Annotated in this window: 20 protein-coding genes; 6 read left to right on the forward strand and 14 right to left on the reverse strand. The window is 68.6% G+C overall.

All coding sequences use genetic code 11. The features are described 5' to 3' along the window. A partial coding sequence (locus ACE3PU_RS07565) for a hypothetical protein (RefSeq protein ID WP_374388293.1) occupies positions 1–285 on the reverse strand: 285 nt, incomplete at its 3' end. A 321-nt stretch (positions 286–606) separates the two neighbouring features. On the opposite strand from ACE3PU_RS07565, the gene ACE3PU_RS07570 reads away from it, so the two are divergent. The 6 genes from ACE3PU_RS07570 to ACE3PU_RS07595 all read left to right on the forward strand — a co-directional run bounded on the left by ACE3PU_RS07570 (position 607) and on the right by ACE3PU_RS07595 (position 7,361). Then, positions 607–2,406 (forward strand): long-chain-acyl-CoA synthetase, encoded by a 1,800-nt coding sequence (locus ACE3PU_RS07570; protein ID WP_374388295.1) that lies wholly within the window; start codon positions 607–609, stop codon positions 2,404–2,406. Positions 2,407–2,489: 83 nt separating this feature from the next. Beyond that, the gene (gene motA, locus ACE3PU_RS07575) at positions 2,490–3,353 is read left to right on the forward strand and encodes a flagellar motor stator protein MotA (protein WP_374388297.1); all 864 of its coding nucleotides are present in this window, start codon (positions 2,490–2,492) and stop codon (positions 3,351–3,353) included. 137 nt (positions 3,354–3,490) lie between these two features. Next, positions 3,491–3,772 (forward strand): hypothetical protein, encoded by a 282-nt coding sequence (locus ACE3PU_RS07580; protein WP_374388299.1) that lies wholly within the window; start codon positions 3,491–3,493, stop codon positions 3,770–3,772. Between the two features lie 78 nt (positions 3,773–3,850). Continuing rightward, positions 3,851–5,662: an FAD-dependent 5-carboxymethylaminomethyl-2-thiouridine(34) oxidoreductase MnmC gene (gene mnmC, locus ACE3PU_RS07585; RefSeq protein ID WP_374388301.1), complete on the forward strand. Its 1,812-nt coding sequence runs from the start codon at positions 3,851–3,853 to the stop codon at positions 5,660–5,662. Between the two features lie 38 nt (positions 5,663–5,700). Further along, positions 5,701–6,999: a homogentisate 1,2-dioxygenase gene (gene hmgA, locus ACE3PU_RS07590; RefSeq protein WP_374388303.1), complete on the forward strand. Its 1,299-nt coding sequence runs from the start codon at positions 5,701–5,703 to the stop codon at positions 6,997–6,999. Next, positions 6,996–7,361 carry a hypothetical protein gene (locus tag ACE3PU_RS07595; protein ID WP_374388305.1) on the forward strand — a complete coding sequence of 122 codons (366 nt, stop codon included), beginning with the start codon at positions 6,996–6,998 and terminating at the stop codon, positions 7,359–7,361. Before hmgA ends, ACE3PU_RS07595 begins: the two co-directional genes overlap by 4 nt. 61 nt (positions 7,362–7,422) lie before the next feature. On the opposite strand, the gene ACE3PU_RS07600 is transcribed toward ACE3PU_RS07595, so the two are convergent. The 13 genes from ACE3PU_RS07600 to ACE3PU_RS07660 form a co-directional block, all read right to left on the reverse strand. Next, positions 7,423–7,728, reverse strand: coding sequence for a hypothetical protein (locus ACE3PU_RS07600; protein WP_374388307.1), 306 nt, complete (start codon positions 7,726–7,728; stop codon positions 7,423–7,425). An 82-nt stretch (positions 7,729–7,810) separates the two neighbouring features. Continuing rightward, complete coding sequence (gene glk / locus ACE3PU_RS07605; protein ID WP_374388309.1) at positions 7,811–8,782, reverse strand: glucokinase; 972 nt, start codon at positions 8,780–8,782, stop codon at positions 7,811–7,813. Positions 8,783–8,814: 32 nt separating this feature from the next. Continuing rightward, positions 8,815–10,707: a phosphogluconate dehydratase gene (edd, locus tag ACE3PU_RS07610; RefSeq protein WP_374388311.1), complete on the reverse strand. Its 1,893-nt coding sequence runs from the start codon at positions 10,705–10,707 to the stop codon at positions 8,815–8,817. Between the two features lies 1 nt (position 10,708). Then, positions 10,709–11,425 (reverse strand): 6-phosphogluconolactonase, encoded by a 717-nt coding sequence (pgl, locus tag ACE3PU_RS07615; RefSeq protein ID WP_374388313.1) that lies wholly within the window; start codon positions 11,423–11,425, stop codon positions 10,709–10,711. Beyond that, positions 11,418–12,878 carry a glucose-6-phosphate dehydrogenase gene (gene zwf / locus ACE3PU_RS07620; protein ID WP_374388315.1) on the reverse strand — a complete coding sequence of 487 codons (1,461 nt, stop codon included), beginning with the start codon at positions 12,876–12,878 and terminating at the stop codon, positions 11,418–11,420. Before zwf ends, pgl begins: the two co-directional genes overlap by 8 nt. 50 nt (positions 12,879–12,928) lie before the next feature. Continuing rightward, complete coding sequence (hisIE, locus tag ACE3PU_RS07625; RefSeq protein WP_374388317.1) at positions 12,929–13,555, reverse strand: bifunctional phosphoribosyl-AMP cyclohydrolase/phosphoribosyl-ATP diphosphatase HisIE; 627 nt, start codon at positions 13,553–13,555, stop codon at positions 12,929–12,931. After that, complete coding sequence (hisF, locus tag ACE3PU_RS07630; protein ID WP_374388319.1) at positions 13,552–14,319, reverse strand: imidazole glycerol phosphate synthase subunit HisF; 768 nt, start codon at positions 14,317–14,319, stop codon at positions 13,552–13,554. The genes hisIE and hisF overlap by 4 nt, the downstream gene beginning before the upstream one ends. Beyond that, complete coding sequence (gene hisA, locus ACE3PU_RS07635) at positions 14,316–15,047, reverse strand: 1-(5-phosphoribosyl)-5-[(5-phosphoribosylamino)methylideneamino]imidazole-4-carboxamide isomerase (RefSeq protein ID WP_374388321.1); 732 nt, start codon at positions 15,045–15,047, stop codon at positions 14,316–14,318. Before hisA ends, hisF begins: the two co-directional genes overlap by 4 nt. After that, the gene (gene hisH / locus ACE3PU_RS07640) at positions 15,041–15,643 is read right to left on the reverse strand and encodes an imidazole glycerol phosphate synthase subunit HisH (RefSeq protein ID WP_374388323.1); all 603 of its coding nucleotides are present in this window, start codon (positions 15,641–15,643) and stop codon (positions 15,041–15,043) included. The genes hisA and hisH overlap by 7 nt, the downstream gene beginning before the upstream one ends. Next, the gene (hisB, locus tag ACE3PU_RS07645; RefSeq protein WP_374388325.1) at positions 15,640–17,064 is read right to left on the reverse strand and encodes an imidazoleglycerol-phosphate dehydratase HisB; all 1,425 of its coding nucleotides are present in this window, start codon (positions 17,062–17,064) and stop codon (positions 15,640–15,642) included. The genes hisH and hisB overlap by 4 nt, the downstream gene beginning before the upstream one ends. Continuing rightward, positions 17,061–18,368: a histidinol dehydrogenase gene (hisD, locus tag ACE3PU_RS07650; RefSeq protein ID WP_374388327.1), complete on the reverse strand. Its 1,308-nt coding sequence runs from the start codon at positions 18,366–18,368 to the stop codon at positions 17,061–17,063. The genes hisB and hisD overlap by 4 nt, the downstream gene beginning before the upstream one ends. Then, positions 18,368–19,249: an ATP phosphoribosyltransferase gene (gene hisG, locus ACE3PU_RS07655; RefSeq protein WP_374388329.1), complete on the reverse strand. Its 882-nt coding sequence runs from the start codon at positions 19,247–19,249 to the stop codon at positions 18,368–18,370. Before hisG ends, hisD begins: the two co-directional genes overlap by 1 nt. A gap of 10 nt (positions 19,250–19,259) precedes the next feature. Beyond that, the gene (locus ACE3PU_RS07660; RefSeq protein ID WP_374388331.1) at positions 19,260–19,550 is read right to left on the reverse strand and encodes a YerC/YecD family TrpR-related protein; all 291 of its coding nucleotides are present in this window, start codon (positions 19,548–19,550) and stop codon (positions 19,260–19,262) included. Positions 19,551–19,640: the final 90 nt, after the last annotated feature.

The following is a 19,640-nucleotide window of genomic DNA, read 5'->3' on the forward strand; positions in this document are numbered from 1 at the left end:
GACCGGCGTTTCGGCGGCGGCCATCGCGGCCGGCGCGGCCTGAATGGACGCCGCCTCGGCCGGGGCGGGCGAGGTCTCCATGGCCGCGGTCGGCTCCGGCTCGCCGCCGCCCATCATCAGGGCGGCCGCGCCGCCGATCACCACGACGGCGCCGATGGGGGCCAGGATCATCCAGGTCTTCACCGGCTTGTTGCGTGCCTTTGAAGAGCGGGCGTAGCGGGGCACGAAGACGCTGTCGTCGGCAGCGGCGGCGCGGGCCTCAGGCGTGGTGTAGGTCATCGACATGATCGGTCCTCCATAACGTTGATCAACCAACCGTCCGCCTCGCCGGCGCGTTCCTCGCCGAGCCGGAAAACCTTGAAGAAACACCGTTGTGGTACCGACTGGGGCGAAATCCGCGCCAAATTGGCGCGGGAGGTGCGCGTTCCGCCGCAATTTGGCGTCGGCCTCTGGATTTCCCCGACGTCACCCGAACAAATGGGTCACGCCTTTTTGGCAAACAGGTCCACAGTGGGTGGAAGCCGCGCCCCGCGCGGTTGACCCGGGCGGGCGCCATCGGTCATCACCGATGAAGGCCTGAATCGATAGAGCGGAGTATTGGCGAACATGGGTTTGGTGGCGAATATCCGACGTGATGTCCGGTTCGCACGCGGCCTGTTCCGCCTGCTCAAGCGCATCAAGCCGATCCAGCTCGATAGCGACGTCCTGCTGTGTGACGACATCGAGGAAGCTGTCGACAAGTTCGCCGATCACGTCGCATTCGAGGACGAGCGTCGCAGCGTCACCTTCCGCGAGTTCGACGCCATGGCCAATCGGTTCGGGCATTGGGCCAAGGGGCGGGGCCTGCACCGGGGCGACGCGGTGGCGGTCATGATGACCAACCGCATCGAATATCTGGCGGCCTGGATCGGCTTCTCCAAGGTTGGTGTCGCCGCCGCCCTGATCAACACAAACCTGGCCGGGCCGGCGTTGGCGCACTGCCTGTCGATCTCGGGCGGCTTCAACGTCGTCGCCGACGAGGACTGCTGGCGCCAGATCGAGGAGGCGCGCCCCCACGTCGATCGCGACCTGATGCTTTGGGTGCTGGGCCTGCCGGAGGACCAAGAGGCGAGCAATCGCCGGGGCCTGGACAACGCCGTCCGTGGCGCGTCGTCCGTGAGGCCGGCCAAGTCGGCGCGCGAAGGCCTGACCAACCGCGACACCTGCCTGTTCATCTACACCTCGGGCACCACGGGCATGCCCAAGGCGGCGCGCATTCCGCATTCCCGCGCGCGCACTTACATGCGGGCCTTCGCCGGTGCGACCGGATCGACGCCCGAGGATCGGGTCTTCAACGTTCTGCCCCTGTATCATTCGACCGGCGGACTGGTCGGGATCGGCGCCGGCTTCCTGAACGGCGCGCGCACCATCATCCGCAAGAAGTTCTCCGCCACCAACTTCTGGCCAGACGTGAAGGCGTCCAAGGCCACGATGTTCGTCTACATCGGCGAACTGTGCCGCTACCTGATCAACTGCCCGCCGAATGAAGACGAGCGGTCGCATAAGCTGCGCTATGCGTTCGGAAACGGCCTGCGCGCCGACGTCTGGCCCGAGTTTCAGAGCCGGTTCCGGATTCCCGAGATCCTGGAGTTCTACGGCTCGACCGAAGGCAACGTCTCGCTGTTCAACTTCGACGGCAAACAGGGCGCCATCGGCCGGGTGCCGTCCTATCTGAAGTCGCAGATCAACATCCGATTGATCCAGTTCGACGTCGAGAGCGAGCAGCCCGTGCGCGGGCCCGACGGTCTGTGCCGGGCCGTCCGCGTCGGCGAGGTGGGCGAGGCGATCGGCGAAATCGGCAATGACATCCGCCATGATTTCTCGGGCTATGCCGATAAGGCCGCGTCCGAGAAGAAGATCCTGACCGACGTCTTCAAGAAGGGCGACCGCTGGTTCCGCACCGGCGACCTGATGCGTCAGGACGCCGAGGGCTATTTCTACTTCATGGACCGCACCGGCGACACCTTCCGGTGGAAGGGCGAGAACGTCTCCACGTCAGAGGTCGAGCAGGTGCTGATGGACGCGCCCGGCGTCAGTGAGGCCATCGTCTATGGCGTTCACGTGCCGGGCCATGACGGCAAGGCGGGAATGGCGGCCCTGGTCGTGGACGGAGCGTTCGATCCCGAGAGCTTCGCCGCCCATGTCGATGGAAAGCTGCCTGGTTACGCCCAGCCCGTCTTCCTGCGCCTGATCAAGGCCGCCGACACCACCGGCACGTTCAAGTACCGCAAGGCCGATCTGGTGGCGGACGGCTTCGATCCTGAAAAGGCGGGGGCTGCGCTCTACGTCCGCGGCGGCAAGGCGGGCTACGCCAAGCTGACGGCCGCGGCGCGCGCGAAGATACTGGACGGCGAGACCCGGCTCTAACTGACCGGACGCCGTTCGCGAAACGGGGTCTTAATCATTAACGGCCATGGTTCCGGCGTTTCGCGTCAGGACCTACCCGTCTCATGTTTCAGATCATCGGCATCGTCATGCTGTTCGGCATGGTGTTCGGCAGCTACCTGTTGGCCGGCGGCAAGATGGCCGTCATCCTGCATTCGCTGCCGTACGAACTGATGGGCATCCTTGGATCGGGCATCGCCGCCTTTCTGATCGCCAACAGCATGGACGTGATCAAGGCGACCCTGGCCGGATTCGGCAGGATCTTCGGCGGCCCGAAATGGAAGAAGCAGGATTACAAGGAACTGCTGTCCCTGCTGTTCCAACTGACGAAGACGATGAAATCCAAGGGCGTGGTCGCCCTCGAGAGCCACATCGAAAAACCCAAGGAATCCACGATCTTCCAGAAGTACCCCAAGGTGCTGAAGGACCACTTCGCTGTCGATTTCATCTGCGACACCTTGCGGATGATGACCATGAACCTGGAGGACCCCCACCAGGTCGAGGACGCGATGGAGAAACAGCTCGAGAAGCACCATCACGAGGCCCAGGGCGGGGCGCACGCGCTGCAGAACATGGCCGACGCCCTGCCGGCGCTGGGGATCGTCATCGCGGTTCTGGGGGTCATCAAGACCATGGGCTCGATCACCGAGCCGCCCGAGGTGCTGGGCGGCATGATCGGCGGCGCGCTGGTCGGCACCTTCCTGGGCGTGTTCCTGGCCTATGGCATGATCGGCCCGTTCGCCACGCGTTTGAAGGATATCGTCGAGCAGGACGGCGCCTATTACAAAATCATCCAGTCGGTGCTGGTCGCCCACCTGCATGGCAATGCGGCCCAGATCTCGGTGGAGATCGGCCGCGGCGACATTCCCTCGACCGCCCAGCCGTCCTTCGCGGAAATGGAAGAGACGCTGAACAACCTCAGCGACTAGGATCGCCTGGCGGCTGGGCGCCGCAGCGAGCCGAGCGCGTCATGACGCCGCCGTGATCACGGCTTGCCGTTGTGATCACGGCGGCGTTATCGTTGGTCCGAGGCTTTGACCTCGCAACAGCATTCGGAGGAATTCCCATGCGCATCACCGCTCTCATCGCCGCCTCGGCCGCCGCCCTGGCCCTGGCCGCCTGCCAGCCCGCCGCGGAAGACAAGGCCGAAGACGCCGCCAGCGACGCCGCCGCCGCCGCCGACACCGCCGCCGACGCGGCCGTGACCGCCGACCAGGCCGCGACCGACGCCGCCGCCGCCGCTGGCGAGGCCGCTGCGGCCGCCGCTGACACCGCTGCTCCGGACGGCGCGGCGATGACTCCGCAACAGACCGAAGAGACCCCGACCGCCATGGCGCCGGCGCACTAATCCCGACCTCCGTGCGGGAAATGGGGGCCGCTCCTTCGGGAGCGGCCCTTTTTCATGGCGCGTGCTAGAAGCCGGGCGATGACGACTGACGACAATTCACCACAACTGACCTGGACCGAGGATGACGAACCCCGCTCTGGTCGTTTCGGAGACGTCTATTTCTCGCGTGACGACGGACTGGCCGAAACGCGAGCTGTCTTCCTGAAGGGATGCGGCCTGCCCGAGGCCTGGGCTGGCCGTGAAACCTTCACCGTCGCCGAACTGGGGTTCGGGACGGGCCTGAACATCGTCGCCTTGCTGGACCTATGGCGCAACCATCGTCCGGACGGCGGTCGCCTGCATATCTTCTCCATCGAAGGCTTTCCCCTGGCCGCCGCCGAGGCGGCGCGCGCCCTGGCGACCTGGCCGGAGCTGGTTGAGCCTGCGCAGGCCCTGGTCGCCGCGTGGCCGCCGCGCACGCCGGGATTTCACCGGGTGGACCTGCCCGATTTCCACGCGGTCCTGGATGTCGCCGTCGGAGACGCGGTCTGGGCTCTGGACGCCTGGGCGGGGAGGGCGGACGCCTGGTTTCTGGACGGGTTTTCGCCGGCCTTGAACCCCGGCATGTGGTCGCCGGAGGTGCTGGACCTAATCGCCGCCCGATCGGCGCCGGGAGCCCGCGTGGCGACCTTCACCGTCGCCGGCGCTGTGCGGCGCGGCCTTTCGGAGCGAGGCTTCGTGGTCGACAAGCGCCCGGGTCACGGCCGGAAGCGCGAAAGGCTGGAGGCGCGCCTGCCGACATTGGCGCCTGTGCGGGCCGCGAGGCCCCGCATCGCCATCGTGGGCGTCGGGATCGCCGGCGCCTCGGTGGCGCGGGCTTTGTCGGCGGCCGGGGCGCGGCCGGTGGTGATCGAGGCGGAGCAGGCAGGCGCGGGCGGCTCGGGTTTTCCCGCGGGCCTGGTCACCCCTCGGCTGGATGCAGGAGACAAGGCCCTGGCGGCGCTTTACGCCCAGGCGCTGGAGCGGGCGACGGACCTCTATGACGGCGTGCCGGGCGCGGTGATCGCCGAGGGCGTCCTGCAACTGCCGCAGGCTCCGCGCGACCCGGCGCGGTTCGAGAAGGTCGCGGACCAGCCCCTCTGGGCCGCCGACGCGATGGCCGTCGTCGATTCCGAATCGGCCTCCGACTGGATCGGCGGGCGGGTCGATGTCGGCGGACTGATGATGAGCCAGGCAAGGGTCGTTCGGCCGCTGGTCGCGCTCGAGGCCTGGCTGGCGAACGCCGAGCACGTCACGGCGCGGGTCGAGCGGATGGAGCACGCGGAGGGGGCCTGGCGCCTGCTGAGCGCGGACGGGCGCGTGGCGGCCGAGGCGGAGGTCGTGGTTCTGGCGGCGGGATGGGGCGCCGCCGCGCTCTTGCCGGACAAGGGCGGGCCCAACCTGTCGCCGGTGCGCGGTCAGGTCGACTGGGTCGAGGGCGTCACGGCGGGCGCGACGGCGTGGGGCGGCTATATCGCGCCGACGGGAGAGGGCCTTCTGTTTGGGGCGACCCATGATCGGGGGCGTACGGACGTCGATGTGCAAGACGAGGACAGCGCCCGGAATCGCGCGACCCTGCGCGCGCGAGCGCCGGGGCTGGCGGATCAGGTCGAGGTCGCGCCGCGAACCCATGCGCGCGCCGCCGTCCGGGCGACCACGGCGGATCGCCTGCCGATCGCGGGATGGCTGGGCGAGGGGCTGCTGATGATCGGCGGCCTCGGCTCGCGCGGCCTGTGTCTGGCGCCGTTGCTGGGCGAGCATGTCGCCGCTCTGGCGCTGGATACGCCTTCGCCCCTTCCGCAGGCGCTGGCGGCGCGGGTCGCGCCGGACCGCCCGGCGGTCCGCCGGCAAGTCAAACCTAGCCCCGCGTAGGCTTAGGTCCTAAACCTGCACGCCAAGGGAGATGCTTCATGACGACGCGATCCAACGCGCCCGCCTACATGTCCGGCTTCGGCAACCACTTCGCCACCGAGGCGGCGCCCGGCGCCCTGCCGGTGGGCCAGAACTCGCCCCAGAAGACGCCGATGGGCCTGTACGCCGAACAGCTGTCGGGCACCGCCTTCACCGCCCCGCGCGCTGAAAACCGCAGAAGCTGGCTCTACCGCCTGCGCCCATCGGCCCAGCACGGCCCATATGAGCCGTTCGACCAGGGACGCGTCCGTTCCGGCCCGTTCGACGAGACGCCGCCCAACCCCAACCGCCTGCGTTGGGACCCGTTGCCGCTCCCCGAGGCGCCGACCGACTGGGTCGAGGGGCTGGTCACCTATGGCGGCAACGGCGATCCGGACCAGGGCGCGGGCGCCGGCATTCACCTGTACGCCGCCAACCGGTCGATGACCGACCGGGTCTTTTACGACGCCGACGGCGAACTGCTGATCGTGCCGCAGCAAGGGTCGCACCGCTTCGTCACCGAGATGGGCGTGATCGAGGCCGAGCCCGGCCATGTCGTCCTGATCCCGCGCGGCGTCCGTTTCCGCGTTGAGGTCGAGGGCCCCGTGCGCGGCTATGTCTGCGAGAACTATGGCGCCCCTTTCCGACTGCCGGATCTGGGGCCGATCGGATCGAACGGCCTAGCCAATCCGCGCGATTTCGAAACCCCGGTCGCTGCCTATGAGGACGTGGATCGCCCGACCCAGTGCGTTCAGAAGTTCGGCGGCCGCCTGTGGGCCACGACGTTCGATCACAGTCCGCTGGACGTGGTCGCCTGGCACGGTGATCTGGCGCCTTCCCGCTACGACACCGCCCGGTTCAACACCATCAACACGGTCAGCTTCGACCACCCCGATCCGTCGATCTTCACGGTCCTGACCAGCCCGTCAGAGACGCCGGGAACGGCCAACATCGACTTCGTGATCTTCCCGCCGCGGTGGATGGTGGCCGAGCACACCTTCCGTCCGCCCTGGTTCCACCGGAACGTCATGAGCGAATTCATGGGGCTGGTGACTGGCGCCTATGACGCCAAGGCGGGGGGGTTCGCGCCCGGCGGCGCCTCGCTGCACAACCGGATGAGCGGCCACGGACCCGATCAGGCCAGCTACGACGGCGCGGTCAGGGCCGAGCTGAAGCCGCACAAGATCGAGAGCACCCTGGCCTTCATGTTCGAGACCCGCATGCCGATCCGCGTCACCAAGTGGGCGCAGGAATCGCCGCAGATGCAGCTCGACTACGACGACGTCTGGTCGGGCTTCCAGAAAGGACAGGTCCCTTGATCCGTATTGGATTTCTGGCCGCAGCCGCGCTTCTCGCGGCCGCCTGCGCCCCGCAGCCGGCAGGCGGCGTGGCGCCTGATGCGCCGGTGCAGAGCGCCGATGCGGGCGCCTGCGCCACGCGCGGCGGAACCATGCAGCAGGTCGGCCGAATGCAAAGTTGGCAGTGCGTGATCGCCTACGCCGACGCGGGCAAACGTTGCACCGACGGTGACCAATGCCAGGGCGACTGCTGGGCCGAGGACGGCGTCTCTTCAAAGCCGGGGGAAGCCGCAGCCGGCGTCTGCCAACCGACAAGCAACCGCTTCGGCTGCCACACGACGATCAAGAACGGCAAGATCGACGTCGGACTCTGCATAGACTGACCAGATATGGAAAAAAGGCCCCGCCGTCGCCGGCGGGGCCTTTTGACATGGTGGCCGAGCCTTAGTGTTGGGTCGGCGTGTTCGAGGTGGTCATGCCGCCGTCGGCGTTGCCGCCCTGCTGCTCGACCTGATCGGCGCGACGGTCGGCGTTTTCCTCAACCTGGTCGGCCTGCTCGTTGAGCGCCTGCTCCTGCGCTTCGTTCGGCGTGGCGGCGGCCTGAGCTTCCAACTGATCGGCGGTGGCTTCGCCTTGGGCTTCGATGGCGTCAGCCTGGCTTTCCGCGGCTTGGTCCGTGGCGCTTTCGCCGCAGGCGGCGACGCCGGCCAGGGCGAACAGGGAGACGGCGGCGATAGCGATCTTCTTCATGGAAATTCCTCCGTTGTGGAGCAGAGGAAACGTCGCCGTACGAAATCGGTTCACGCCGCCGTGAGTTTTCTGTGAAACGCCGTTACTCGCCCGCCTCGGCGAAGGCGACCCGCGCCGCGCCCAGCAGGGCCGCGTGCTTGTGCATGATCACCTTAGTCGGGATGTCCCTCATATACTCCTGGAAGCGGCCCTTGCGCTCGAAACGCTGGCGGAAGGGACTGGTCTTGATGAAGGGCAGGATGCGCGGGACGATGCCGCCTGCGATGTACACGCCGCCTCGCGCGCCGGTGGTCAGGGCGATGTCCCCGGCCACGGCGCCCAGGATGGCGCAGAAACGGGCCAGGGTGGCGCCGCAGGGACTGTTCGGATCCCTCATCGCCGTTTCGGTGATCTCGGCCGGATCATCGATGTGGGTTTCGCGTCCGTCGATTTCGGCCAGCGCACGGTGCATGTTCAACAGGCCCGGACCGCAGATCAGGCGTTCGATCGAGACGCGGTCGTAGCGGCGGCGCAGGATGCGAAGGATCTCGTCCTCGACCGGATCGCCGGGGGGGAAGCAGGCATGGCCGCCTTCCGACGGCATGGCCATTTCCTTGCCGTGGGCGTCGCGCACCAGGGCCGAGACGCCGAAGCCGGTGCCGGGGCCCAGGACGGCCACGGTGGAATGCGGGTCGCCGTCGACGGGACCGCCCAGGCTCTCCAGCTGATCCTCCGGCACGATGGGCGCGCCCCACGCCAGGGCCTCGAAATCGTTGATGAGCTTCACGGGCTTCAGGCCCAGGGTCTGCAGTTCGCTCTCAGATACGGCCCAGGGCGAATTGGTCAGGTCGATCGCGCCGTCGGTGACGGGCCCCGCCACGGCGATGACGCCTCCCGAAGGCTTGACCTCGCACCCGTCGAGAAAGGCCTGAACGCCTTCCAGGAAGGTCGGGTACTGTTCCGCCGGGAAGCTTTCGTGATGGTCCAGCACAGGCTTGCCGTCGACCATTCGGGCCACGGCGAAACGAGCGTTGGTGCCGCCGACGTCGCCGACGAGAAGGGTCTTGTCATTCATTTTGGGTCGTTTCCTGCGCTCGGTTCGGCGGATCAGGCGTCCACCGTCCGGTCGACGAAGTTGGGGTTCGGCGGGGTGTCGGCATGAACGGCGCCGCTGGGGCCGCCGACGGCGAAACAGACTGTCGCGCCCTCCTCGGCGGTGGTGACGACATGGCGGAAGGCGCCGAACAGTTCACGGCCATAGCCCCAGGACGACCCCTCGGCGTTGGCGGCGGATCGGGCGGCGGCCGGGCGAGCGGTCAGGGCGTCGACGCCGACGGTGGTGAGCACGCCCGCCTCGGCGTCCAGGCGGATGATGTCGCCGTCCCGGACATGCGCCAGGGGGCCGCCGGCCAGCGCCTCGGGCGAGACGTGGATGGCCGCCGGCGTCTTGCCGCTGGCGCCCGACATGCGGCCGTCGGTGACGAAGGCGACCTTGAAGCCCTTGTCCTGGAGGACCGACAGGGCCGGCGACAGGCTGTGCAGTTCCGGCATGCCGTTGGCCTTGGGGCCCTGGAAGCGCAGGACCACGACCACGTCGCGATTCAGCTTGCCGTCCTTGAAGGCCTGGAGCGCATCCTCCTGGGTCTCGAAGACCGCCGCCGGGGCCTCCACGATGCGATTCTCGGGCTTGACCGCGGAGACCTTGATGACCGCGCGGCCGAGGTCGCCCTGAACCAGGCGCAGCCCGCCCTCCTTGTCGAACGGATCAGAGGCTGGACGAAGGATGTCGCGATCAAGGCTTTCGGTCACGCCGTCGCGCCAGACCAGTTCGCCGTCGACCATCGAAGGTTCCTGGAAGTACGCCTCGATGCCCTGGCCCATGATGGTGACGACGTCCGAGTGGATATTGCCCGCCATCGCCAGCTCGCGCGCTACGAAGGCGACGCCGCCGGCGGCCTGGAAGGCGTTCACGTCGGCCGAACCGTTGGGATAGACCCGCGCCAGCAGCGGCGTGACCGACGACAGCTCGTCCATGTCGGTCCAGTCGATCAGCACGCCCGCCGCCCGCGCCATGGCGACAAGGTGGATGGCGTGGTTGGTCGAACCGCCGGTGGCCAAAAGCGCCACGATCATATTGACGATGGACTTCTCGCTGATGACGTCGGCCATGCGGCATTCGCCGCTGCGGGCCAGTTCGACCGCCCGCTTGGCCGCCGCCGCCGTGAGGGCGTCGCGCAGGCCGGTGTCGGGGTGGACGAAGGCGGTCGAGGGCATGTGGAGCCCGCCCAGCTCCATCATCATCTGGTTGGAATTGGCGGTGCCGTAGAAGGTGCAGGTGCCCGGCGAGTGATAGCTGCCGATCTCGCTTTCCAGCAGCGTCTGCCGATCGACCTGCCCCTGCGCGTACTCGGCGCGGACCCGCGCCTTTTCGGCGTTCGGAATGCCCGAGGGCATGGGGCCGGCGGGGGCGAAGACGACAGGCAGGTGACCGAACGCCAGGGCGCCCATGAACAGGCCCGGCACGATCTTGTCGCAGACGCCCAGCATCAGGCCGGCGTCGAAGGCGTCATGCGTCAGGGCGATCCCCGCCGACATGGCGATCAGGTCGCGGCTGAACAGCGACAACTCCATGCCTGGGCGGCCTTGCGTCACGCCATCGCACATGGCGGGCGTGCCGCCTGCGACCTGGGCCGTCGCGCCGACCTCGCGCACCGCCTGGCGCACGACGCCGGGGAAGCGCTCGAACGGCTGGTGGGCCGACAGCATGTCGTTATAGGCGGTGACGATGCCCAGGTTCGGCTTGGAGCCGTCCATGGCGGTCAGCTTGTCGGCGATGGTCTGGCCGGCGAAGGCGTGGGCCCAGTTGGCGCAGGACAGCTTGGCGCGGCCGGCGCCGGAATCGCGCGCGGCGTCCATGCGACGCAGATAGTCGGCGCGCGTCTCGCGGCTCTTGTCGATGATGCGCTGGGTGACAGCGGCGACGGTGGGATGAAGCGCCATATCAGCCTTCCTCCGTCCACAGGACTTCAAGGGGAACGTCGTTGGCGATCAGCGCCGCGATAGGCTGTGTCTTCGGGTCGCCCTTGGCCTGCGCCTCAAACACGCGGCGCTTGGCGTCGCCCTTCAGGCCCAGGATCACGCGACCCGCCTGCATCAGATAGGGCAGGTTGATGGACAGTCGCTCCAGCGTCGGCGCGCGGCCATCGCGACCGTGGGGCACGCCCAGCACGGTGGGCCTCAACGTCGGGGTCAGCAGGGTCTTCAGGGTGGGGCTGTCAGGGAACATGGAGCAGATATGGCCATCCTCCCCCATGCCGAGAAGGACCGCGTCGAAACGACCACCCTCGGCCGCGAGAGCGTGCGCCGCGACGGCGGCCGCGCGGTCGACGGTGACTTCGGGCGTATAGAGGGGAATGAAGCGGCCCAAGGCGGCCCGGTCCTGCAGCAGGACCTCCCGGATCAGCCGGGCGTTCGATTCCGAGGAGGTTTCGGGGACATAGCGCTCGTCCACCAGGGTGACCGCGATCCTCGACCAGTCCAGGTCCATGGCGGCCAAGCGCCGATAGACGGGCGCCGGCGTCGTGCCGCCTGGACCGGCGAAGAGCGCCCGGCCGTTGTCGCGGACGGCCGCGCCGAGGCTTTCACCCAGGCGTGCGGCGATGGCCTCGGCCCAGGCGTCGACGGTCGGGAAGGCCTCGATCAGAAGTGCGTCAGACATCGGTCGTGTTCCAGTCGCGGCCCGAGCGGGCCATCAGCATCTCTGCGGCGTCCGGCCCCCACGTTCCGGCGACATATTCATGCGGCTTCTGCCCGGACTCGGCCCAGGCCTCGGCGACCTCGTCGACCCACTTCCAGGCCTCCTCGGCCTCGTCCCGGCGCACGAACAGGGTAGAGTCGCCAGCCATGGCGTCGAGCAGCAGCCGTTCGTAGGCGATGCGGCGTCGCGGCGGATGGACGCTCTTTCCGTCGACCCCCCAGGACAGGCTCATCTGGATCGGCTGGAGCTGCATGCGCTGGTCCAGGCCGGGACGCTTGTTCATCACCGTCAGCGAGATGTCTTCCTCGGGCTGCAGTTCGATGATCATGCGGTTCGCCTGCACCTCGCCGCGGTCGTCGCGGTCGAAGATGGAATGCGGGACCGGCTTGAACTGGATCACGATCTCGGTGCGCTTCTCCGGCAGCCGCTTGCCGGTGCGCATGAAGAACGGCACCCCGGCCCAGCGCCAGTTGTCGATATCGGCGCGGATGGCGACGAACGTCTCGGTGTCGGAGTCGGCGCCGCGCTCCTCGTCATAGCCTTTGACCGGCTTGCCCTCGCTGACGCCGGAAACGTACTGGCCGCGCACGGTGACCCGCTCGGCCTCGTCCGGGGTGATGGGGCGCAAGGAGCGCAGCACCTTGACCTTTTCGTTGCGGACCGAGTCCGGATCCAGGTCGCTGGGCGGCTCCATGGCCACCAGACACAGCAGCTGCAGCATGTGGTTCTGCAGCATGTCGCGCAGCGCGCCGTACTCGTCGTAATACGGCCAGCGGTCGCCGACCCCGACCGTTTCACCGATGGTGATCTGCACGTGGTCGATCGTCAGGTTGTTCCACAGCGGTTCGAAGATGGTGTTGCCGAACCGCAAGGCGATCAGGTTCTGGACGGTCTCTTTGCCCAGGTAGTGGTCGATGCGGAACACCTGGTTCTCGCGGAACGCGTGGGCGACGGCGTCGTCGATCTCGAGGAAGGACTGCAGGTCGCGGCCGACCGGCTTTTCAAGCACGATACGGCAGTTCGTCTCCGCCAGGCCTGCGGCCTTCATCGCCGTGACGATGCGCGCATAGAGTGAGGGCGACACCGCCAGGAAAGAGGTGACGTCGCCGTCGCCGACCTTGTCCTTCAGACCCTTCAGGCTGTCGGCGCTGGTCGCATCGACGGCGAGGTAATCCAGGCGGGCCCGCATCTTGGACCAGCTGTGTTCGTCCCAGACCCGGTCGGCCTCGGCGCGAGCCTTGACGGCGTCGTGGACCTTGGCGACGTACTCGGCGGGGGTCTCTTCCGATCGCGCGGCGCCGATGATCTTGAGGTCTTCCGGCAGCAGGCCGTCATGCTCAAGGAAATAGAGCGAGGGCAGCAGCATCCGCATGGCGAGGTCGCCGCCGCCGCCGAACAGAATGAGTGCCGCCATGCCGTCTTCCCTTTCAGAGTCCCGTTGTCGGGACCAGTTGCCTTTGCGGCCTAGCCCGCGCCTTTGCCCGCTTCCGCGCGTGAGGCCAACACGTCGAGCACGTCCTGAAACACCATGTTACGGGCATGGAGAAGAACTAGCAGGTGGTAGATCAGGTCCGCGGCTTCGCTGGCCAGTTCCTCGTCGGGCCCGGCCACGCCGGCCAGTGCGGTCTCCACGCCCTCCTCGCCGACTTTCTGCGCGATGCGCTTGGGGCCTTCGGCGATCAGCCTGGCGGTCCAGCTCTTAGAGGGATCCGTTGCGGCCCGTTCGGCGATGGTCTTTTCCAGCTGCGCTATGCGGCCCAGGCCCGGCGCATCGGCCACGCCGAAACAGCTTGTGCGGTTTAGGTGGCAGGCGTTGCCGACCGGCCTGACCGACAGAACGAGCGCGTCGTTGTCGCAGTCGGGCGTGACGCCCACGACATGCAGCCGGTCGCCGGATGTCTCGCCTTTCCTCCACCGCCCGCCGCGCGAGCGCGAGAAGAAGGTCGCCTGGCCGGACGCGATCGTCTCTTCCAGCGCGGCGCGATCCATATAGGCCAGCGTGAGGACCTGCAGCGTCGCAGCGTCCTGAACCACCACTGGCACCAGGCCGCCGCCCTTGGCGAAGTCGATGGTGTCGGGGTCGATGGTCATAGGCGCATCTCCAGTCCCTGCTGCGTCAGATACTGCTTCAGATCCGGTATCGCGATGGCGCCGGTGTGGAAGACGCTGGCGGCCAAGGCGCCGGAGACGTCGGCCTGTTCGAAGACGTCCTTGAAATGCTCGGGCGCGCCGGCGCCGCCTGACGCGATCAAAGGGATGGTCAGGCGCGCGCGAGCCGCGGACAGTTGTTCGACATCATAGCCCTTCCGCACTCCGTCCTGGTCGATGCAGTTCAGCACGATCTCGCCGGCGCCGAGCCCTTGCGCCTCGGCCAGCCAGTCCAGGGTGCGTTTGCCGGCGCGGCGGCGGGCGTCGGGATCACCGGTGTATTTGTGGACCACCCACTCTCCGTCCTCCAGACGGCTGTCGACGCCCACGACGACGCACTGACTGCCCAGCCGCGCAGCCATTTCAGCGATCAGCTCAGGGCGTTCCAGGGCGGGGGAGTTGATCGACACCTTGTCCGCGCCGTGGTCCAGGCAGCGCGCCGCCTGCTCCACGCTGCGGATGCCGCCGGCGACGCAGAAGGGGATATCCAGCAGCCGGGCGATATCCTTGATCCAGCCGTAGTCCAGCGTTCGCCCCTCGGGGCTGGCGGTGATGTCGTAGAAGACCAGTTCGTCGGCGCCCGCGTCGCGATATCGGCCGGCCAGCTCGGCGGCGTCGCCCATGTCGGTATGGCCTACGAACCGGACGCCCTTGACCACCCGGCCGTTCTTGACGTCCAGGCAAGGGATGATGCGCCGCGCGGTCATTCCGCCGCCGCGATGGCTTCGGGCAGGGTGAACCGGCCTTCGTACAGGGCGCGGCCGACAATGGCGCCGTTGCAGCCCAGCGCCTTGACCGCCAGGATATCCTCCAACGATGAGACGCCGCCGGACGCCTGAAGCACGAGATCGGGCCGCCGCAGACGAATTTCCGACAACAGCTCCAGATTGGGTCCGGTCATGGCGCCGTCGCGGCCGACATCGGTGACGAGCAGGTGTTTGGCCACGCCCTTGGGATAGCGGTCCAGCGCGTCCCACAGGGTGACGCCGGACGACTGGGTCCAGCCCTTCAGCGCGGGCACGGGAACGCCGTCCTCGATCTTGACGTCGAGAGCCAGGGTGACGCGTTCCGGACCGAAGCCTTTCAGCCAGGCGGCGACGTCGCCCGGCTGGGTCACCGCCAGCGACCCGACGACCACGCGCGAAACGCCCGCGTCCAGGAGCCGGGCGATGTCGTTGGCGCCGCGAACGCCGCCGCCGGACTGGATGCGGACGTCGATGGCCTGGGTCAGTTCGCCGATCAGTGCATGCTGGCGCGCCTCGCCCGCCTCGGCGCCGTCCAGGTCGACAATATGAATCCACTCGGCTCCCTCCGCCGCAAAGGCGGTCAGCCGGGCGGCCGGCTGTTCGTCGTATCGGGTCACCTGGTCGAACTTGCCGTGCATCAGGCGTACGCAGACGCCGTCCTTCAGGTCGATGGCGGGGTAGATCAGCATGACAGGCCCAGGAAGTTCTTGAGGATGGTCGCGCCGGCCTCGGCCGAGCGTTCGGGGTGGAACTGGCAGCCCCAGCGGTTGGCGGAACGCACCACGGCGGGCACGGGGCCGCCGTAGTCGGCGCGGGCCAGGGTGGCGGCGCCGTCGGGACAGACATAGCCGTGGACGAAATAGGCGTAGGCGTCATCGGCGACCCCTTCCAGCAGCGGGTCGTCGCGGTCGCGCGTCAGTCGGCTCCAGCCCATGTGCGGGACGGGCAGGGCGCCCGCCGGCTCCAGCCGGGTCACGGCGCCGGGGATGAAGCCCAGCAGATCGACGCCGTCGCCCTCCTCGCTTGAACCGAACAGAAGTTGCTGGCCCAGGCACACGCCAAGAAGCGGTCGGGGGAAGGCGCGGATCTGTTCAACCAGACCCAGTTCCGACAGGCGGCGCATGGCGTAGCCGGCCGCCCCGACGCCGGGCAGGATGACCCGTTCGGCCTCGACGATCGCGGCGGGATCGTCGGTCAGGCGCACGGTGGCGCCCAGACGCTCGAGCGCGAACTGGACCGAGGCGACGTTGCCGGCGCCATAGGCGATGACGGCGACCTCGGTCACAACACCCCCTTGGTGGACGGCACGGCGTCGCCCTCGATGCGGATCGCCTGGCGCAGGGCGCGGCCGAAGGCCTTGTAGACGGCCTCGGTCTTGTGGTGGTCGTCCTGGCCCGTGACCTTGATGTGGACGGCCGCGCCCATCGCTTCAGCCAATGAGCGGAAGACGTGCGCCGTCAGGTCGGTGCGGTAGTCGCCGATGAAGGGGGTTTCGAACGCGCCCTCGAACATCGGATAGGGACGGCCCGACAGGTCGATGGAGACGGTCGCATTGGCCTCGTCCATCGGCAGGACGAAGCCGTACCGGGCGATGCCCTTCCTCTCGCCCAACGCCTGTTTCAGCGCCTGGCCCAGGGCGATGGCGCTGTCCTCAATGGTGTGGTGCGGGTCGGTGTGCAGGTCGCCCTCGCACTGGAGGCGCAGGGAAAAGCCGCCGTGGGCCGCGATCTGCTCCAGCATGTGGTCGAAGAAGCCGACGCCGGTCTCGATCCGAACGGGGCCGGAGGCGTCCAGGTCGACGGCGCAGACGATGCGGGTCTCCTTGGTGTCGCGCACGGCCTGGCCCACGCGGGCCGGGCGGCGCTTGCCGGGCGTCAGGCCGAAGGCGGCCAGCAGGCGGTCGTTCACCTCGGGCTTGAGCGCGACGGGCAGGCGCAGCCGGTCGCCGGACAGGTCGGCCTCGATCCCATAGGCCGACAGGGCGGCCAGGGTGGCGGCGGGGTCTTCCGGCCGGGCCATAACGATGGGGCCGACGCCGGGCTCGACCGGCATCTGGCGGCCCAGTTCGCGAGCGATCCGCTCGCGCTCGCGCCGGACCGAGGCGATCCGTTCGGCGGTCTCGATCATGCGCGATGGATCCAGCGCCTGGTGCGCCAGCCGGACCAGGGGTTCGGGCAGGGCGTAGGGCTCCAGCACCGAGGCGAGGCGGGCCAGGGTCGGGGCTTGCGCGATCGCCGCGCCGACGCGGGCGCCGGCCAGGCCATAGGCCAGGGACAGGCTGCGCAGCACGACCAGGTTCGGCAGCTTGGCGACGACGGTGGCGGCCGAGACGCTGTCGGAGAACTCGATCAGGCCCTCGTCCACTACCAGCAGGGCGGGGGCGACGCGGGCGGCCATTTCGGCGACGGCCTCGGGCGAGCCGAGGGCCCGGATGACGACGACGGCCGGTTCGCCCTTGGCCGGATAGATGGCGGCGAGGCTGTCGTAGGGTTCGGCCTTGGGCGCCTCGACCGAACCGCCGTCGCGGGCGGCCAGGCGCCAGGCCAACTCCAGCCCGTGCGTCAGGCCGCGCACAGGCAGAATCTGGTTGGCGGGCACGGCGTATATCGCGGCCATGCGGGCGGCGAGGGCGGCAGGCTCGCCGGGATAGCGGTCCAGACTCTCTCCGCCAGAGACCAGCGGGGGATAGGGGGCGGGCAGGGTCATCCCTCGCTCCTCAGGTCGGCGGCGCGGGCGTGGGCTTCGAGGCCCTCCATCCGGGCCAGGCGGGCGGCGATGGGGGCCAGGGCGCGGGCGCCGGCCTCGCTGACCAGCTGGACCGACATGGTGGTCATGAAGCTGGCGGTGGTGACGCCGCCCAGGGTGCGGGCGCCGCCGTCTGTCGGCAGGACGTGGCTGGGTCCGGCTGCGTAGTCGCCCAGGGTCTCGGCGGCGAACCGGCCGACGAAGACAGCGCCGGCGGCCTTGATGGAGTCCACCAGGGGCTCGGGATCGTCGATCTGGATCGCCAGGTGTTCGGGACCATACAGGTTGGCGACCTCTGCGGCGGCGTCGAGATCGCGGACCAGGATGGCGCGGGCTTCGTTCAGTGAGGCGCGGGCGATGGCTTCGCGCGGCAGCGTCGCGACCTGAACCTCAACTTCCGACAGGATGTAGTCGATGGTGGCGCGGCTGGTGGAGACCAGGATGACCTGGGCGTCGGCGTCGTGCTCGGCCTGGCTCAGCAGGTCGGCGGCGGCGATCTCCGGGGCGGCGTCGCGGTCGACGATCACCATCAGTTCGGAGGGGCCGGCGGGCATGTCGACGGCGGGACCGCCGGGCAGGGCGGAGGCCTGTTTCTTGGCCTCGGCGACGTAGGCGTTGCCGGGGCCAAACAGCTTGTCACAGGCGGGGATGACCCCGTCCTCCAGCTCGACGCCAAAGGTCAGAGCGGCGATGGCCTGGGCCCCGCCCATCAGCCAGATGGCGTCCAGCTCGGCCTCGGCGGCGGCCAGGATCATGGCGGGGTGAACGCCGCCATCCTTGTTCGGCGGCGTGACGGCCACGCGCTGGCTCACGCCCGCGACGCCGGCCGGGATGGCCAGCATCAACAGGGACGAGAACAGGGGGGCGGTGCCGCCGGGGATGTAGAGACCGGCCGAGGCGATGGGACGCCAGGCCAGTTTCGAGCGCACGCCGGGCGTGGTTTCGATGAAGGGTGTGTCCTCCGGCTTGGTCGCCTGGTGGAAGACACGGACATTCTCGGCCGCCATGCGGAGCGCACGGGCGTCGGCGGGCGGCAGGGCGTTGCGGGCCTCGGCCACGGCCTCGGGCGTTATGGCGATGCGACGGGGCGGCGCCTTGTCTAGCTTCAGGCACCACTCTGTGACGGCAGCGCCCCCGCGCGCGCGCACGTCGTCGAGGATGGAGCGGACCACGTCGGTCACGTCGCCGGCGGTGCGCTGGGCCGGGCGGGCGAGGGCCGCCTTTTTCCCGGCGGCGTCGAGGGAAGACCAGTAGATGCGCTTCATCACATCATCTTCTCGATGGGCAGGACCAGGATGGCCGAGGCGCCGGCGGCCTTCAGCTTCTCCAGCGTCTCCCAGAAGACGGCCTCCTGGCAGACGGCGTGGACGGCGACCGCGTCGTCGCGACCCATCAGCGGCATGACGGTGGGCGAGCCGGCTCCGGGCAGGATGGCGGTGATCTCATCAAGCGCCGAACGCGGCGCGTTCAGCATCACGTATTTCGCGCCCTGAGAGGACACGACGCCGGACATCCGCTCGATGATGCTGTCCAGCAGTTGCTGCAGGGCGGGCTCAGGGGCGACGGGGGACTGGATCAGGACGGCCTGGCTTTCCAGCACCGTATCCTTGGCGCCCAGGCCGTTGGCTTCGAGCGTTGCGCCGGTCGAGACCAGATCGCAGATGGCCGCGGCCAGTTTCAGCCGGGGCGCGACCTCGACGGCGCCGCGCATGACGACGATGTCCGCCTCGACCCCCCGCTCGTCCAGGAAGCGGCGCAGGATCTTGGGATAGGAGGTGGCGATACGCAGGCCCTCCAGCGAGGCCGGGCCCTCATAGGCCAGGGTCGGGGGCGCGGCGATCTTCAGGGTGCACCGGCCGAAGCCGAGCGGCATGACGACCGAGGCGTTGGCCCCGCCGTTGCGGCCTTCCTCCAGCACGTTCTCGCCGACGATCCCCAGGTCGCAGACGCCGTCGGCCACGAAGGTGGGAATGTCGTCGTCGCGGACGCGCAGCAGGTCGATCGGATAGTTCTCGACCCGGTACAGCAGGTCGTTGTGCCCCTTGACCCACTTCAGACCCGCGTCGCGGATCAGGTCGAGGCTGCGGTCGGCCAGACGGCCGGATTTCTGGACGGCGATGCGAAGCCGGCCCTGGACGGTGCTCATGTTCGGATACTCAATTCTTGGTCTTCAGGCGGTCCAGGGCGAGGCGGTAGCCCTGGTGCGGCATGTCTTTCAGATAACGGGCGACCCGGACGACGGTTGTGGGGCTGGCGTGGGCCTCTGCCGCGATCTCGCGATAGGACTTGCCGCCGGCGTCCAACAGGCGCGCCACCTGCCAGCGCTCGGCGAAGGCGCGCAGTTCCGCCGGGGTGCACAGGTCGGCGAGAAATGCGTCGATCTCCTCGCGCGTCTGCATCGACAGCAGGGCGTCATGGAGGGCGTCGCGGGCGGGCGAGGTCGTCATGCGCGTTCCACTATGCTGTAACGATGAAACGGTCAAGGGCCGAGGGCCGTGAGCGGTGACTCGTGACTCGATCGGCCCGCGGTCAATCAC

This window comes from Brevundimonas sp., from assembly GCF_041911375.1.
Taxonomy (GTDB): Bacteria; Pseudomonadota; Alphaproteobacteria; order Caulobacterales; family Caulobacteraceae; genus Brevundimonas.

Coding starts and splice junctions, on each gene's coding strand:
- ACE3PU_RS07570 (WP_374388295.1), top strand. CDS start 607: ATGGGTTTGGTGGCGAATATCCGACGTGATGTCCGGTTCGCACGCGGC.
- motA (WP_374388297.1), top strand. CDS start 2,490: ATGTTTCAGATCATCGGCATCGTCATGCTGTTCGGCATGGTGTTCGGC.
- ACE3PU_RS07580 (WP_374388299.1), top strand. CDS start 3,491: ATGCGCATCACCGCTCTCATCGCCGCCTCGGCCGCCGCCCTGGCCCTG.
- mnmC (WP_374388301.1), top strand. CDS start 3,851: ATGACGACTGACGACAATTCACCACAACTGACCTGGACCGAGGATGAC.
- hmgA (WP_374388303.1), top strand. CDS start 5,701: ATGACGACGCGATCCAACGCGCCCGCCTACATGTCCGGCTTCGGCAAC.
- ACE3PU_RS07600 (WP_374388307.1), bottom strand. CDS start 7,728: ATGAAGAAGATCGCTATCGCCGCCGTCTCCCTGTTCGCCCTGGCCGGC.
- glk (WP_374388309.1), bottom strand. CDS start 8,782: ATGAATGACAAGACCCTTCTCGTCGGCGACGTCGGCGGCACCAACGCT.
- edd (WP_374388311.1), bottom strand. CDS start 10,707: ATGGCGCTTCATCCCACCGTCGCCGCTGTCACCCAGCGCATCATCGAC.
- pgl (WP_374388313.1), bottom strand. CDS start 11,425: ATGTCTGACGCACTTCTGATCGAGGCCTTCCCGACCGTCGACGCCTGG.
- zwf (WP_374388315.1), bottom strand. CDS start 12,878: ATGGCGGCACTCATTCTGTTCGGCGGCGGCGGCGACCTCGCCATGCGG.
- hisIE (WP_374388317.1), bottom strand. CDS start 13,555: ATGACCATCGACCCCGACACCATCGACTTCGCCAAGGGCGGCGGCCTG.
- hisF (WP_374388319.1), bottom strand. CDS start 14,319: ATGACCGCGCGGCGCATCATCCCTTGCCTGGACGTCAAGAACGGCCGG.
- hisA (WP_374388321.1), bottom strand. CDS start 15,047: ATGCTGATCTACCCCGCCATCGACCTGAAGGACGGCGTCTGCGTACGC.
- hisB (WP_374388325.1), bottom strand. CDS start 17,064: ATGACCCTGCCCGCCCCCTATCCCCCGCTGGTCTCTGGCGGAGAGAGT.
- hisD (WP_374388327.1), bottom strand. CDS start 18,368: ATGAAGCGCATCTACTGGTCTTCCCTCGACGCCGCCGGGAAAAAGGCG.
- hisG (WP_374388329.1), bottom strand. CDS start 19,249: ATGAGCACCGTCCAGGGCCGGCTTCGCATCGCCGTCCAGAAATCCGGC.
- ACE3PU_RS07660 (WP_374388331.1), bottom strand. CDS start 19,550: ATGACGACCTCGCCCGCCCGCGACGCCCTCCATGACGCCCTGCTGTCG.